12 protein-coding genes and 2 pseudogenes are annotated in these 14015 nt (G+C 68.6%); 8 read left to right on the forward strand and 6 right to left on the reverse strand.

Annotated elements, in window-relative coordinates; all coding sequences use genetic code 11:
* Window positions 1–65: 65 nt before the first annotated feature.
* The 4 genes and pseudogenes from BZZ08_RS02735 to BZZ08_RS02750 form a co-directional block, all read right to left on the reverse strand.
* Window positions 66–182: pseudogene (locus BZZ08_RS02735) on the reverse strand (IS5/IS1182 family transposase); the annotation flags it as partial.
* 71 nt (window positions 183–253) lie between these two features.
* Window positions 254–528, reverse strand: a pseudogene (locus tag BZZ08_RS39285) (IS5/IS1182 family transposase); the annotation flags it as partial.
* Window positions 529–550: 22 nt separating this feature from the next.
* The gene (locus BZZ08_RS02745; protein ID WP_104630492.1) at window positions 551–1861 is read right to left on the reverse strand and encodes an NAD(P)/FAD-dependent oxidoreductase; all 1311 of its coding nucleotides are present in this window, start codon (window positions 1859–1861) and stop codon (window positions 551–553) included.
* A gap of 198 nt (window positions 1862–2059) precedes the next feature.
* Complete coding sequence (locus tag BZZ08_RS02750) at window positions 2060–2656, reverse strand: TetR/AcrR family transcriptional regulator (RefSeq protein ID WP_104630493.1); 597 nt, start codon at window positions 2654–2656, stop codon at window positions 2060–2062.
* 67 nt (window positions 2657–2723) lie between these two features.
* Between BZZ08_RS02750 and BZZ08_RS02755 the strand changes: the two genes are divergently transcribed.
* From BZZ08_RS02755 to BZZ08_RS02770, 4 genes are all read left to right on the forward strand, one after another.
* The gene (locus BZZ08_RS02755; RefSeq protein WP_241965343.1) at window positions 2724–3935 is read left to right on the forward strand and encodes a metal-dependent hydrolase family protein; all 1212 of its coding nucleotides are present in this window, start codon (window positions 2724–2726) and stop codon (window positions 3933–3935) included.
* Entirely contained in the window at window positions 3932–4786 is an 855-nt protein-coding gene (locus tag BZZ08_RS02760; protein WP_104630494.1) for an alpha/beta hydrolase, read from the forward strand. Before BZZ08_RS02755 ends, BZZ08_RS02760 begins: the two co-directional genes overlap by 4 nt.
* 105 nt (window positions 4787–4891) lie before the next feature.
* Window positions 4892–6262 (forward strand): FAD-binding oxidoreductase, encoded by a 1371-nt coding sequence (locus BZZ08_RS02765; protein ID WP_104630608.1) that lies wholly within the window; start codon window positions 4892–4894, stop codon window positions 6260–6262.
* Window positions 6263–6652: 390 nt separating this feature from the next.
* Window positions 6653–7612: a family 43 glycosylhydrolase gene (locus BZZ08_RS02770; RefSeq protein WP_104630495.1), complete on the forward strand. Its 960-nt coding sequence runs from the start codon at window positions 6653–6655 to the stop codon at window positions 7610–7612.
* Window positions 7613–8027: 415 nt separating this feature from the next.
* Here BZZ08_RS02770 and BZZ08_RS38725 read toward each other — a convergent pair whose 3' ends face one another.
* Both BZZ08_RS38725 and BZZ08_RS02775 read right to left on the reverse strand, forming a co-directional pair.
* A complete protein-coding gene (locus BZZ08_RS38725; protein WP_157953309.1) occupies window positions 8028–8195 on the reverse strand; it encodes a hypothetical protein in 168 nt (55 codons plus the stop codon).
* A gap of 218 nt (window positions 8196–8413) precedes the next feature.
* Window positions 8414–9505 (reverse strand): LacI family DNA-binding transcriptional regulator, encoded by a 1092-nt coding sequence (locus BZZ08_RS02775; protein ID WP_104630496.1) that lies wholly within the window; start codon window positions 9503–9505, stop codon window positions 8414–8416.
* 232 nt (window positions 9506–9737) lie between these two features.
* On the opposite strand from BZZ08_RS02775, the gene BZZ08_RS02780 reads away from it, so the two are divergent.
* The 4 genes from BZZ08_RS02780 to BZZ08_RS02795 are packed head-to-tail and all read left to right on the forward strand — an operon-like array spanning window position 9738 to window position 13948.
* Window positions 9738–11039 (forward strand): sugar ABC transporter substrate-binding protein, encoded by a 1302-nt coding sequence (locus BZZ08_RS02780; RefSeq protein ID WP_104630497.1) that lies wholly within the window; start codon window positions 9738–9740, stop codon window positions 11037–11039.
* An 11-nt stretch (window positions 11040–11050) separates the two neighbouring features.
* Window positions 11051–12031: a carbohydrate ABC transporter permease gene (locus BZZ08_RS02785; protein WP_104630498.1), complete on the forward strand. Its 981-nt coding sequence runs from the start codon at window positions 11051–11053 to the stop codon at window positions 12029–12031.
* Between the two features lies 1 nt (window position 12032).
* Window positions 12033–12866, forward strand: coding sequence for a carbohydrate ABC transporter permease (locus BZZ08_RS02790; RefSeq protein WP_104630499.1), 834 nt, complete (start codon window positions 12033–12035; stop codon window positions 12864–12866).
* Window positions 12867–12868: 2 nt separating this feature from the next.
* Window positions 12869–13948, forward strand: a complete 1080-nt coding sequence (locus BZZ08_RS02795) for a glycoside hydrolase family 130 protein (RefSeq protein WP_104630500.1) — start codon at window positions 12869–12871, stop codon at window positions 13946–13948.
* Window positions 13949–14015: the final 67 nt, after the last annotated feature.

A 14015-nucleotide genomic window follows, 5' to 3' on the forward strand; every position in this document is an offset into this window, starting at 1 on the left:
AGCTCGATGCGGCCGGGACCTTCAGGCCGGCAGGGTCCTGCCGGACCGCGCGGTGGTGTGGCGGGAGCGGACTGGGACGGACGAAGCTTGCAGCGCCGGTCGCCCTCACGGGTGACGATCAGCATGGTGACCCACTCCACGAGTGCGTGCGGTAGGTCGAGTGCGGCAGGATGGATGACCAACGAGGCCCCCGGAGCAACGTGATTGAGACGTCAGACATCTCGATCCACCGCCTTGGGGCCTCGCTCGCGGTGATCAAGTGGATCTTCGAGCCGTACTTGCCCCGGGCGACAGGATTCGGGCCTGTCAAGTCCCCCTTTTGAGGGCCCGCATGTTCACCGAGTCGATCGCACAGCGGGACCAGTCGAGCTCGCCGCGGTGACCGCGTTCGTCCGGGGCCGGGCGATGGAGCTTGTCCCACACCCGGTTCTTCGTCCCCTCGGCGAAGCGTCGATGGGCCGTGGCGCCCGACGGCCCGAACGACGCCGACGGCAACTGCTGCCACCTGCAGCCAGACATGGCCGCGAACGACCGGCCCGGTGGCCCGGCGTCAGCCAAGGACTGTGCCTGTGGATGCGGCCGGTCGACGGCGGCGTGAGAACGCAGCGAGGTCGATGGTCTGGCCGGTGTGTTCGCAGGTGTGCGTGAGCGCACTGTGGTCGTGGTCGTGCCCGCCTTCGACACCGTGGATCAGGGTGGTCATGAGGCGGCCCACCAGCGGGGCGTTCTTGAACTGATTACCGCTGGTGCCGATGGCCACGTAGAAGCCGGCAAGTTCGGTTCGGTCGTATACGGGGGTCCAGTCGTCGGTCACGTCGTACACGCCTGCCACCCCTTTGGGCTTGTTGGGAACGCGCAGACCGGGCAGTCGGCGAGCCGCCCGCGTCACCTGCGTTCTGAACTGCGACACGGTCGGAAGGGGGCTGGCGTCGTCCGGATCGTCGAGCCATTCCAGCGGGTCGCACTCGGGTTCCGTGCCGCCGACGAGCAGGAACTCCCTGCCCTCGGGCCGTATGTATGTGCCGAGGTCCATATCGGCGAGCACCGGTGCCTGACGGTAGCCGCAGGTGTCGTGGTAGTCGGCGGGGGCCGCTACGTGATGCACCTCCTGGCGAAGCGGCCGTAGACCGATGGTGAAGTCGCCGCCCACTTCGGCGAGCCGGTTCAGCTGTCCTGACCATGGGCCGGCCGCGTTGACGACCACCCCGGCGGACAGTTCGGTTCCCCCCTCAAGGCGCACCCCGCGCACGCGTCCCTCGCGCCGCATCACCGCGGTGACCTCGGTCTTCCAGCGGAAGGTGGTTCCGTGCCGCTGGGCGGCCGCGGCAAGGTTGCGCGCGGCGAGTTGCGGGTCGTCGACAAAGCCTCCGTCGGGTGTGTGGAGAGCACCGAGCCGAGCGGACGAGTCGGCGAAGAACTCGTCGTCATCCACGGGGCGGGGCGGGAAATACCGGCCGGTGTCCACAGCGGGCAATCGCTCGGAGAGCTCCTGTGCATCCCATTTCTCGTACGGGACACCGACCTCGTCGAAATGGCGTGTGAACAGGCTGCAGGGTGCGAAGTCCACGTCCAGCATGGTGACGCCGCAGCGGTTGAACGCTGCGAGGGGTTCACCGGCGGGTGCTTGGAGATGGTCGCGCCATGCTTCCCAGCAGTGAAGGGACTCCCACGCAGCGTTGACGCCAGCGATCGTTGGATAGGTGAAGCGGACCACGGCGCTCGAGGCGCTGGTGGAGCCGTTGCCTGCACCACCGAATTTGTCGACGACGACCACCCGCAGGCCGCTCCGCGCCAGTTCGAGAGCGATGGAGGATCCGATGACCCCGGCCCCGACGACGATTACGTCTGTGCTCTCAGTCACGTTTCAACTCACCTTCTTATCGCCGGACCAGAGGGTTCCTGCGGCGGCGCGGCGGGGCGCCGCTCCGCCGTCGCCCGCACCGCGCGCGGGTAAAATGCCGTGCTCCGGACGCTGTTGTCGTCACCTGACGTCGCCGTACAGCACCGTTGTCACGCATGTGCGCCGGATGCTCAGTTGCGTGTGAGGGGCGAAGGCCGCTCAACGTTCCGGACGTGATCGTGGAGCGGGTGGGCCCTCGCGCATGCGCAAGATCAAGGTGACCGCGTCCTCCGAGCGGGTTCCGGGAGTGAGGAGTTCCTGCAGGAGGAGGCCGCGAATCGCGGCAATGGTGACGGTGGCTACCTCCCGCGCGTGCTTCGCCTCAAGCCCTTCACGTTCCGCGAGTGACGACAGCATCACGGTCAGGTCGTCGATCGACTCCACGAACTCACGGAAATCCTCGGGGGCGTACGCGGCCAGTCCGACGACGTAGAAGAAGCCGCGGACACGCGACAGCTGCTCCGGCCGGGTGTAAGCAGCCCAGATCGCCCCGACGAAATCGTCGAAGGTGCCTTGCTGGGCGGCCTTGAGAAGTGCCTCGTTGTCACGGGATCGCTGGGCCGTGAGCATGGCGGCCAGGACGCCCGGGAGCGCCCCGAAGTGGTAGCGCAACAGGGCGTGGCTGGTTTCGATGCGGGCGGCGATCTCACGGAGGGACATCTCTGGCGGGGGAAGGGTCTCACCGAAGGCGTCGAGCAGCCGTGCCAGGAGTCGTTCGCGCGCGCTGCCGTCGCGTTGCGAGGTTGACAGGATCACGGCCGCAGTTTATCCATTGGAAAAGAGGATTCGCAACGGCGGAGGATCGATGATGAGACCTGCTCATGTGGCCGGCGCGACGGTCATCGACGGATCGGGGCGCGACCCCAGCAAGCTCGGCCTCACGATCGAGAACGGCCGTATTGCCCGCCTCGGCGCCTCCAGCGTGCACGGCGAGTGTCTCGATGCCGAGGGATTGACGATGACGCCGGGCCTGATCGACGCTCACGTCCACCTGGGCCTGTCGAGCCCGATCCAGCCGCACTTCTCGTTTCAGATCAGCGCCGCCGAGATCGCGGCGGACATCTTTGCCACGGCCGGCGCGACGCTCGAGGCCGGCTTCACCACAGTTCGCGACACCGGCGGGATCGACGGCGGTGTTGTCACCGCGATTGCGAAGGGCAAGGTCAGAGGGCCGCGCGTGCTGTCGTGCGGACCTGTTCAGTGCCAGATCGGTGGGCACGGCTACTACGGAGCCGATTGGGAACCCACCGAGCTGTGGAGCAGCCACCACATCCCGGGCCTGTGTGCCCTGTCGATGATGGCGGGCAACGCGGACGAGCTGCGGCACAACGTCCGCGAAGCCTTCCGTCGCGGAGCCTCCTTCCTGAAACTCTGCGTGACAGGCGGAGTGGTGGGCGGGCATGATCGACTGACCGACACCCAGTTCACCGTCGACGAGATCGCTGTCGCAGTTCAGGAAGCTGCGGCGCGGAACACCTATGTGACCGTCCATGCCCACAACAACAAGGGCATACGCAATGCGGTCGAGGCCGGGGTGCGCTGTGTCGAGCACGGCACCAGCCTCGACGAATCCACCGCGGATCTGATGGCCGATCGCGAGGTTGCCCTCGTGCCCACGTTCGCCGTCGTCGAGCAACTGCTGCACGACACCGCCGGAGCCGGTCTCGCCGAGTCGGCCCGAGATCGGGCCCAGGGGGCACGCGAGCAGATGACGCATGCGCTCGCTGTCGCCAAGCACGCAGGAGTACGGATCGGGTTGGGTTCCGATCTCATCGGTCCGGCCCAGGATCGGCGCGGCAAAGAACTCAGCCTGCGCGCAGCCCTCGAAACGCCGATGGAAGCGCTCGTGGCGGCGACCCGGACCAATGCTGAGATCCTCGGCCTGTCCGGCCAAGTGGGTGTCATCGCTCCCGGTGCGCAGGCAGACCTCGTTCTGTGGAGCGGCAACCCGCTCGAAGACCCAGAACTGTTCTCCGACCCCACCAACGCCGTCCTCGTAATCCAGGCCGGCGAAATCGTAAAGGACCTCAGATGAGCACCATGTGGCGGGGCTGCCTCCCCCACACCGACTATTTCGAGATGCGCTCCAGCGGTGGGCATGACTACGGCGTCTGGGTCACCACGCCACCGCACTACGACCCTGCCACGGCGCCAGCGCCTGTCGTGTACGTGCTGGACGGGAACTGGGCCGTGGGCATGACTGCTCCACTCATCGTCACGCAGCTGGACCCCATGCAGGCGATTCAGCCCTATGTCCAAGTCAGCGTGGGCTACGCGGGCGAGGAAGCCGAGCACTGGGAGCGGTTGCGCAATCGCGACCTCGTGCCGCCCGGCGAACCCATAGCAAAGGAGTACATCGATGCGGTGGAAATGGGGGTCGAAAAGGGTGTGACGACTCGCGAGCAAGCCGACGCCTACCTGGCTGAATTGAGCGACAGCCGCGGGGACATGTTCCTGAATTTCCTTACCGACGACCTGCACCCGCGAATCGAACGCGACTGCGGCACAGCCCCGAGCGGTCACGGCCTCTTCGGCTACTCCTACGGCGGACTCTTCAGCCTCTACGCCTGGCTCACCAAGGGCACCTTCTTCGAGAGCATCGGCGCGGGCAGCCCGGGCATCGTCAATGCGGACAGTCGGGTTTTCGCTGGGCTTGACTCCATGGGTGGCACCCTGCCCGGCACCAAGCTGCACGTGACCTTCAACGAGCAGGAGATACTCGGAGACCTGGCGGTCTACCAGAATCTCGCGAAGAACGCGGCCACGTTTCTTCACCGCCTCACCTCGCACGGCGGATCCGTCACCAGCGCACTCATGCACGAGACGCATGTGACCGGGCTGCAGGCGTCGTTCCTCAGCTACCTCAGGACCTGTCGCGCCCAGTGAGCCTGGACGCCGCAGCTCTCCTTCCGTCCCATGTGAGTCGACTTCTCTGGAGGTGTGCGAGTGGCCGAGCGTGACTTCGTCAGCACGGTGCCCCCGGCCGCGGGTATCGCCGAAGCACTCAGACGACGGCTGCCCGCCGGCCGGGTGGTGACTGATCCGGACATCGTCGCCGGTCTCTCGCACGACCAGGCGGTGTGGGCACCTGTGGGGCGAGCGGTGGCGGTCGTGCGCGCCAAAAGCACCGACGAGGTCCAGACCGTGGTGCGTGCGTGCCTGGAGCAAGAAGTCCCGTTGGTCGCACGCGGCGCCGGCACTGGATTGTCGGGGGGAGCCAATGCCGTCGACGGAAGCGTGATTCTCGCGCTGGACGGCATGGACAGGGTGCTGGAGGTCGACCAGCTGGAGCGCCTCGCCGTCGTACAGCCCGGTGTGGTCAACGACGACCTCCGGACCCATGTAGCGGCACTCGGCCTGTGGTACCCGCCCGACCCCGCCAGTTCGCCTTGGTCGACCATGGGAGGAAATGTCGCGACGAACGCCGGCGGAGTGTGCTGCGTCAAGTACGGCGTCACCCGCGACTATGTCCTCGCCTTGGAGGTCGTGACCGGCACGGGCGAGGTGGTCCGGCTCGGGCGCCGTACGTCAAAGGGGGTTGCAGGATACGACCTTGTGGGCCTCGTGGTGGGGGCGGAGGGCACTCTTGGCGTCATCACCGAGATCACGGTCCGGCTGCGACGCCTGCCTCCTGTCGGCGTAACCGCCGTCGGCTACTTCGACAGCGTCGGGCAGGCCGGTGACGCGGTGCGGGCGACGGCTGCCGCGGGGCTGCGGCCGGCCGCGCTGGAGCTCATCGACCGGCACTGTCTGCGCGCGGTCGACGCCTGGAAGAACATGGGACTCTCCACCGAGGCGGACGTGGTGCTCCTGGCGCGTTTCGACGATGACGGCCGCGCCGCCGACGAAGGCGCCCGCCGGATGGTCGACTGCTTCCGTGGGGCCGGCTCGACTTGGGCGGACCGGTCGGAGACGGAGGAAGAAGCAGAGATGCTCTTCGCGGCCCGCCGACTGGCCTTCCCGGCACTCGAGCGGCTGGGCCCAGTCCTCACGGAGGACGTCTGTGTACCCATCGGGGCGCTGGCGGAGATGCTGACCCGCATCGACCGGACCGCGCAGAGGCACAGGATCACCATCGCCAACATCGCGCACGTTGGGGACGGCAACTTGCATCCGCTGCTTGTGACGGAACACGGTGACGCCGCGGCTCAGGTCCGGGCTCGTGCGGCGTTCGACGACATCATCGCAGACGCCCTTGAATTGGGTGGCACGGTGACGGGGGAGCACGGTGTGGGACTGCTCAAGCGGCCCGGTCTCACCCGGGAACTCGGTCCAGCCGTCCTGCAGTTGCATCGCGCGGTGAAGCACGCTCTCGACCCGGCCGGAATCCTCAATCCCGGCAAGGTTTTCGGACCGGCGTGACCCCTTGGCCGTGTGCGGGCTCCAGCTTCAGGGCCGTCGCATGAGGCGTGTCTGCGGTTGCAGAGCCAGCACCTCCCAATCGTCATGTCGACGCCGACCACCGCCCTTTGGTGCGTATCGACCCCTTCCCCTTGACAGGGCTACCCGCCGACACGACCGTTGAGAGCGCTCTCACTCACGTGATGTACACGAGGAGAACTGATGCGCCCTTCCCGTTGGCTCGCCGGTGCTGTTCCGCTGGGGCTCGTAGGCCTCCTCGCACTCGGGCAGGCCGCGAACGCTGCCCAGCCGGACGAGCGGCCCACCGACAGCGCCCAGGAGGCGGACAGGGGGGCGACGGAGCGGGCGGTGACCGTTGCGGATCAGCCCTCAACGCTGGGGCGCTCCCTGGTGGGCGGGGCGGACCCGACCGTGATCAAGGTGGGTGACCTGTACGTCTCGGCCAAAGCCGTTGACGGCGGGATCGCGGTGCGTACGGCCGCCACCCCGGAGGAAGTGGCCACCGCGCCCAAGCACCAGGTGTGGCGGGACACTGCCGGTCTGGGCGAGGTGTGGGCACCGGAGATCGTGCATCACGACGGCCAGTACCGGATCTACTTCGCCGCCGGCCGGGGCGCGGCCCACCGGATGTATCACATTGCCTCAGCCAACCCGACGTCCGGTTACTCCCCGGCCGTCAAGGTGTCCCTGCCCGGCGACAAGTGGGCCATCGACGGGGCTCCCTTCACCTACAACGGGCAGCGCTGGTTCGTGTGGTCGGGCTGGTCCGGCGACACCAACGTCGAACAGAACCTCTACATCGCCCGGATGAGCAGCCCCACCGCGGCCACCGGCGGCCGCTACGTCATCTCGCAGCCGCGCGAGCCATGGGAGCGGGTCGTGGGCAACCCGTACATCAACGAGGCTCCCCAGCCTGTCGTCGACCCCTCCGGACGGCTGCACGTCGTGTACTCCGCGAATGGCAGTTGGAGTGACAAGTACTGCATCGCCGACTTGCGGCTGCGGGCGGGCGGCGACCCCACGTACGTCTGGGACTGGTACAAGAGCAACGGCTGCCTCTTCGGCTCGCACGCGCCGTCCATGATGTCCGGCTGGACCCCGACCGTGAACGTCAACGGACCTGGCCATCACTCGTTCATCCTGCCCCGGGGCGACGTCAACGCCGCTCCGCCCTCCGGAAACCGCTTCCCCACCCTTTACCACGCGGTCGCCAAGGGCACCCCGTACTCGTGGTCCAACCGCTACTGGTACTCCGGTACGGCGGTCTGGTGGAGCAACACCACCTACCGGCGCGCCAACGTTCCCGGGAGCACGACCGATGCGGGCTACAGCCTGAAGTTCTTCGAGTAGCCAGAAGGCGATGTGGGCACTGTTGACGCAGTCCTTGACGTTCCCGGTGACACAGCGCCGGCGAACGTGGACGGTTCGGGCGAGGCGCTCCACGCGACGCCTCGCTCACCTCCGTGGTCCCCGACAGCGGTCATCTCCGCGTTGCCCGTCGGCTGCCTGGCCACGCCCGCAACCGGTGCCAGCACGCCGGAACCCCGGCTGGGACCTCGGAACTCTTGTACGGCTTCGGCGTCCAAGTGATGCACGTCAAGAAACAGAGTCAGGTCTACGCCCTTCCCGGCGTCGCGCGCTCACTCCGCCGTGTTCACCCGTTCGCCGACCGCTAGGGGCCTGAGATGCCGATTCCTCCCCGAAGCCGCGCTGCGTGGGCCTCTTGACCACCCGTGTCAGGCACAGCCCAGGAAGTGGTCGTGAATCAGACGTTCACCTGTGGCCGTGCGGCCCGTACATCGGCCAGGTGCTGGATGTATTGGGCAGCGCGCCTGCTGTGCAGCAGGGCGAGGAGACTCGTGGTCGTCAGGGTGAGCCGGTTGAGCACAGTGCTCTTCCCGGCGCCCGCGGTGCCCTCCTGCGCGACGAGCACGGCCTCACCCCTGGTCCTTCTCGGCGACGAGCCGGCCGACGAAGTGCGCGGCTCTGCCGTAGCACAGGCTTGGGAGCCGTACAGCAGGCTGGCGTCGTGGGCGAGCCACGTGCTCTGTGAGTAGCCGCTGTCTGGGTCCCACGGGGTGGGGCGAAACCACGCGTAGCGGGTGCGTGCCGCCTCGGGCTCCCTGCCGGGGAGTGAAGAGGCGACGAAGCTCACGCCGGCGGGGGAGCGGTGCTGGCCCGGACGATGAATTGCACGGATGGCAGCTGGACCGGCCGGAAGTCCTTGCCTTCGGTCAGTGCGACCAGCGTCTGTGCGGCGGCGTGGCCCCAGGCCAGGACGTCCTGACGGGCCGTGGTCAGAGGGGGTGAGATGCAGTCGGCCAGTGGGATGTCGTCGAAGCCGACGACCGACAGGTCCTTCGGGACCCGCAGGCCGCGGCTGGTCGCGGCGGTGATCCCGGCGATGGCCATCAGGTCGTTGGCGTAGACGATCGCCGTCGGTGGTTCGTCCTGGTCCAGCAGCCGGTGGGTGGCCTGGGCGCCGGACGCGCCGGTGAAGTCGGCTTTGGCGGGCGGGAGTTCGGGCAGGCCGGCCTCCGCGAGAGCCTGGCTCCACGCGATGCGCCTGCTCTCGGTGTGGACGTACCCCTCGGCGCCGCAGACATGGCCGATGCGCCGGTGCCCGAGCGACCGCAGATGCCTGACCGCCTGGCGGATGCCGCTGCCGTCGTCGACGCTGATGGACGGGATACCGGTGCCCTCCTGGGGCGGACCCACGATCAGTGCCGGGATGTCCAGCTCCGTCATGAGCGCGGGGCGTGGGTCGTCGACCCGCAGGTCGGTCAGGAAGACGCCGTCGACCCGGCCGTCCCCGGCCAGCCGTTCGTAGGCCCGCCGTTCGGACTCCGCGTCGGGGACGACCTGGAGCACGAGTGCGTAGCCGAGCGGGGCGAGTCCGGTTTCGATGCCCGCCACGAACTGCGGGAAGAACGGGTCGGTGCTCAGCAGTTCGGGCGGCCTGCGGATTACCAGCCCCAGGGTCTGCCACCGCCTGGTGGACAGGGCGCGAGCGCCGGCGTTGGGCTGCCAGCCCAGGTCGTCCATGGCGGCGCGGACCCGGCGGCGCGCCTGCGGGCTGACCCCGGGGCGGTCGTTGACGACGAAGGAGACGGTCGCCTTGGAGACCTGGGCCAGCGCGGCCACGTCGCCGATCGTGGGGCGGCGGGCCCGGGGCGGCCGCGGCGGGGCCTCGCCGGTGCTGTCCGCCGCCGGTTCGCCCGTCGGGCCCTTCTGTTGCGTCATGCCGCCTCGCTTCTCCTCGTCGACGACTTCCCACGCGGACCCGCCGGATGGACGAGTTTATGTCGGCCCGGTGACAGAACGATTCGGTGCCATCCCTTGACCGTCTCATACTAAACCGGTTTGATGAGCCCGTCACCCCGCGACGATCTTTCCGGCGGGGCAGGTCCGCAGCGCCGACGCAGAGGGTCCGCTCCGGGCCCTCGACCATCCGCAGGGAAGGGAGTTGGGCGCTATGAGGCGTCATTATCCGCGCGTTACGGTGCTGGCGACCGCCGCGGTGGTCGCGCTGCCGCTGTCGGCCTGCGGCTCGGGCGGCGACAGCGGTGGTGAGCCGACGTCGGGACCGATCGAGATCTGGTACGCGACGAACCAGCAGGAACAGGCGTGGGCCAAGGCTACCGTGGCCGCCTGGAACGCGCAGCACGCCGACGAGAAGGTCACTGCCAAGGCCGTGCCGTCTGGCAAGTCCACCGAGGACGTCCTCACGGCCGCGATCACCGCGGGCAACACCCCGTGCCTCGTCTACAACACCGCCCCGGCCGCGGTCCCCGCCTTTCAGAAGCAGGGTGGTCTGGTCGACCTATCCCAGACCTTCGACGACGCCGAGTCCTTCATCGAGAAGCGCTCCGGCGCCGTCGCGGAAGGCTTCCGGTCACCGGACGGCTCGTTCCACCAGGTGCCGTGGAAGACGAACCCGTTCATGCTCTATTACAACAAGGACGTCTTCGCGAAGGCTGGTCTCGATCCGGAGAAGCCGCAGCTGAGCACGTACGAGGACGTGCTCGCGGCAGCCGAGGCGATCAAGAAGAGCAACGCCGCGAAGTTCGCCCTCTACCCGCCCGCGACCAGCGACTCCACCAACGCGCTGTTCGACTTCTACCCGCTCTACCTCGCCAACTCCGGCGGCACGCAGCTGGTGGAGGACGGCAAGGCCACCTTCACCTCGCAGGCCGGGCAGCAGACCCTCGCCTTCTGGCAGCGGATGTACGACCGCGGCTACTCCTCGCCGGAGGCGTACAGCGGCGACATGTGGGCGGGCCCGTTCGCCGACGGGGTGGCCGCGATGGGCATCGCCGGACCCTGGGGCAAGGGGCAGTTCGACGGCAAGGTGAAGTACGGCGTGGTGCCGCTCCCCACCGCCACGGGAAGGGCCGGCGCCGCGACGCCGACCTTCGCGGACTCCAAGAACGTGGGGTTCTTCAGCTCCTGCGCCAACAAGCAGACCGCCTGGGACTTCACCAAGTTCTCCATGAGCGAGGAGATGGACACGGCGCTCCTCGAAAGGACCGGCCAGTTCCCCACCCGGAGCGATGTGGCCTCGGTAGCGGTCTCCTTCCTCAAGGACAACCCCTTCTACCGGCCCTTCGCCGACGCCGTGCCCCACGCCGTGGACGTACCGAACATCGCGGGCTCGACCGAGGTGTGGAAGACCTTCCGCGGCGGCTGGGAGGAGACGGTGCTGACCGGCAAGGGCGATGTGAAGGCGGCCTTCGGCAAGGTCGCGCAGGAAATCGACGACCAGGCCGCGGGCTGACGGAGCACACGATGACCCCACCCCGTGCCCAGGCCGACACGCTGCCGGCCGTCACCGGCCCGGCCCGCGGCGGAGCGGCGCACGCCTCCGCACCACCCCGCCGGCCGCCCGCCTCGCGGACGAAGCGGTGGCTGGGCGGCAGCCCGCTCGGCCTCTTCCTCACCGCGCCGTACACCGCCTACGTCCTGGTCGTGTTCGTCATCCCGTTCGGGGCCGGGGTGTGGATGGCGTTCCACGACTACTTCTTCACCGCGCCAGGCGTCTCCGTACCGCACCCGTTCGTCGGCCTGGACAACTTCACCGAGGTCCTCGGCGAGGCGGAGACCCGGCGGGCTTTCGGCAACCTCGCGCTGTTCATGGCCATCAACATCCCGCTGACCGTGGTGCTCGCCCTCGCGCTGGCGTCGGCGCTGAACGCCGTGACCCGCTGCCGGGGCTTCTTCCGGATCGCCTACTACGTCCCGTACGTGACGGCCTCGGTCGCCACCCTCGCCGTCTGGCTGTTCCTGTTCAACGGCTCCGGAGCGGTCAACCACGTGCTCGGCTCCTACGCGCCGGACCCCTCGTGGCTGGCAAACAAGCAACTGGTGATGCCGCTCATCGCGGTGTACGTCACCTGGAAGCAGCTCGGGCTCTACATCCTGCTCTACCTCGCAGCCCTCCAGAACGTTCCCAAGGAGCTGCACGAGGCGGCCCTCACGGACGGCGCGGGACGTTTCCAGGCGTTCCGCGCGGTCACCCTGCCTGCCGTCCGTCCCGTCACCTCGCTGGTCGTCCTGCTCTCCATCATCACGGCGGGACAGATCTTCACCGAGCCGTTCCTGCTCACCGGCGGCGGCCCGGGCGGCGCCTCCCTCACCCCGGCGCTGCTCGTGTACCAGCGGGGCATCGCCCAGGGGGAGCCGGACGCCGCGGCCGCCATCGGGCTGATCCTCGTGACCGGGGTGCTCGTCATCGCGACCGTCGCCCGGCGGATCACGGAAAGGGACTGACATGGACCGCGTCCTGCGGGCCTTGCGCTACGCCGCGCTCGGCCTCGGTGCCGTCGCCGCGCTGCTGCCGTTCTACTACATGATCATCGGCGCGCTGCAGAAGAAGCGCGACACCAGCCTGGGCGGCCTGCTGCCCGATCCGGCCAACCTCACTCTCGCCAACCTCAGCGGCATCGACGACTCCTTCAGCCTCGTCGGCGCTCTCGCCAACTCGCTGATCGTGACCGCCGGTGTGATGGCCTGCACGCTGGTCTTCGGCCTGCTGGCCGGGTACGCGCTGGCGATCCTGAGGTTCCGCGGCCGCGGCCTGGTCTTCGCCCTCGTGCTGCTGGTCCAGGCGATCCCCTTCCAACTGCTGATGATCCCGCTGTACGTGATGGTCGTGCGCTACTTCGGCCTCGCCGACAGCTACGCCGGCATGATCCTGCCGTTCGCCGTCAACTCCGTCGCGGTGCTCATCTTCCGCCAGTACTTCCTGCAGATCCCCAGGGAGATCTTCGACGCGGCCCGCATGGACGGGGCGGGCGAACTGCGCATCCTGCGCTCGGTGGCGGTGCCGCTGGTGCGCCCTGCCGTCCTTACGGCCATGCTCGTCACCTTCATCGGCCCTTGGAACGAGTTCCTGTGGCCGTTCCTGGTGACCAAGGACGAGGGGATGCAGCCGCTGGCCGTGAGCCTGGCGAACTTCTCCCAGGCCAACTCCACCTTCCAGGCCAACCCCATGGGCGCGGTGCTCGCCGGAGCCTGCGTGCTGGCGGTGCCTGCCGTCGTCCTGTTCGTGCTCTTCCAACGCCATTTCACCTCGGCCAACCTCGGCTCCGCGATCAAAGGCTAGGTATGCCCCAGCTCACCACCCCCAGCGCCCTCCCCTACACCCTGCGCAGGGTCGGCGTGATCATGAGCCCCGACCCCGCCGACCCCATGGAGGCCGAGGGCGTCCTCAACCCGGGCACCGCCTGGGCGCCCGACGGGCAGCTCTACCTGTTCCCGCGCATGGTCGCGGAGGGCAACGTCTCGCGCATCGGTCGGGCCCGCGTGGTCATCGAGGACGGTGTGCCGGTCGGTGTCGAGCGGCAGGGCGTGGTGCTCGCGCCGGACGAGGGTTTCGAGCGGGGCGCGGGCAACGCCGGGGTGGAGGACCCCCGGATCACGTTCCTCGCCGACCTGGGCGTGTACGTCATGACGTACGTGGCCTACGGCCCGCTCGGTCCCCGGCCCGCGCTGGCCGTCTCCACGGACACCGTCGCCTGGCGTCGCCTCGGGCCGCTGCACTTCACGTACCGGCCGGAACTCGCCACCGACCTGAACTTCTTCCCCAACAAGGACCTGGTGTTCTTCCCGGAAATCGTGCCGGGCCCGGACGGGCGGCCGAGCTTCGCCATGCTGCACCGTCCGATGTGGGACCTGGAGTGGCTGCGGCCGGGGGAGGGTGCCCCCGCGCCCGCCGGGATCAGTGACGGGCGGCCCTCGATCTGGATCGCCTACGCCGACGCCGAGGAGGTCTCCCGCGACCTTTCCGCGCTCACGTCACTGCGGCACTCCGTCCCGGTGGCCGGGCCCGAGATGCCCTTCGAGGCCGCCAAGATCGGGGCGGGCCCGCCGCCGGTGCGGGTGCCCGAGGGCTGGCTTCTCATCCACCACGGCGTGACCGGCCCGGTCGCCAGGGGTTTCGAACTCAGCCACGGGGCGGTCTACCGGGCGGGCGGCATCCTCCTCGACCCGGACGACCCCTCGCGGGTGCTGGCCCGTTCGGCCGAGCCCTGGCTCTCCCCGGAGACGCACGAGGAGACGGTGGGCACGCTGGGCAACGTCGTCTTCCCCACGGCCGTCGAGCGGATAGCCGGCACCACGTACGTCTTCTACGGCATGGCGGACAGCTCGATCGGGGTCGCCGCCCTGGAGCGCACCGAGGACTGACGGGCCGCATACCAAGAGGCGGGCCGCCGAAGGATCGCATTCCATCGGCGGCCCGCCTCTTCCTGCT

The sequence above is a fragment of the Streptomyces sp. MH60 genome, from assembly GCF_002939385.1.
In the GTDB taxonomy this organism is placed as follows: Bacteria; Actinomycetota; Actinomycetes; order Streptomycetales; family Streptomycetaceae; genus Streptomyces.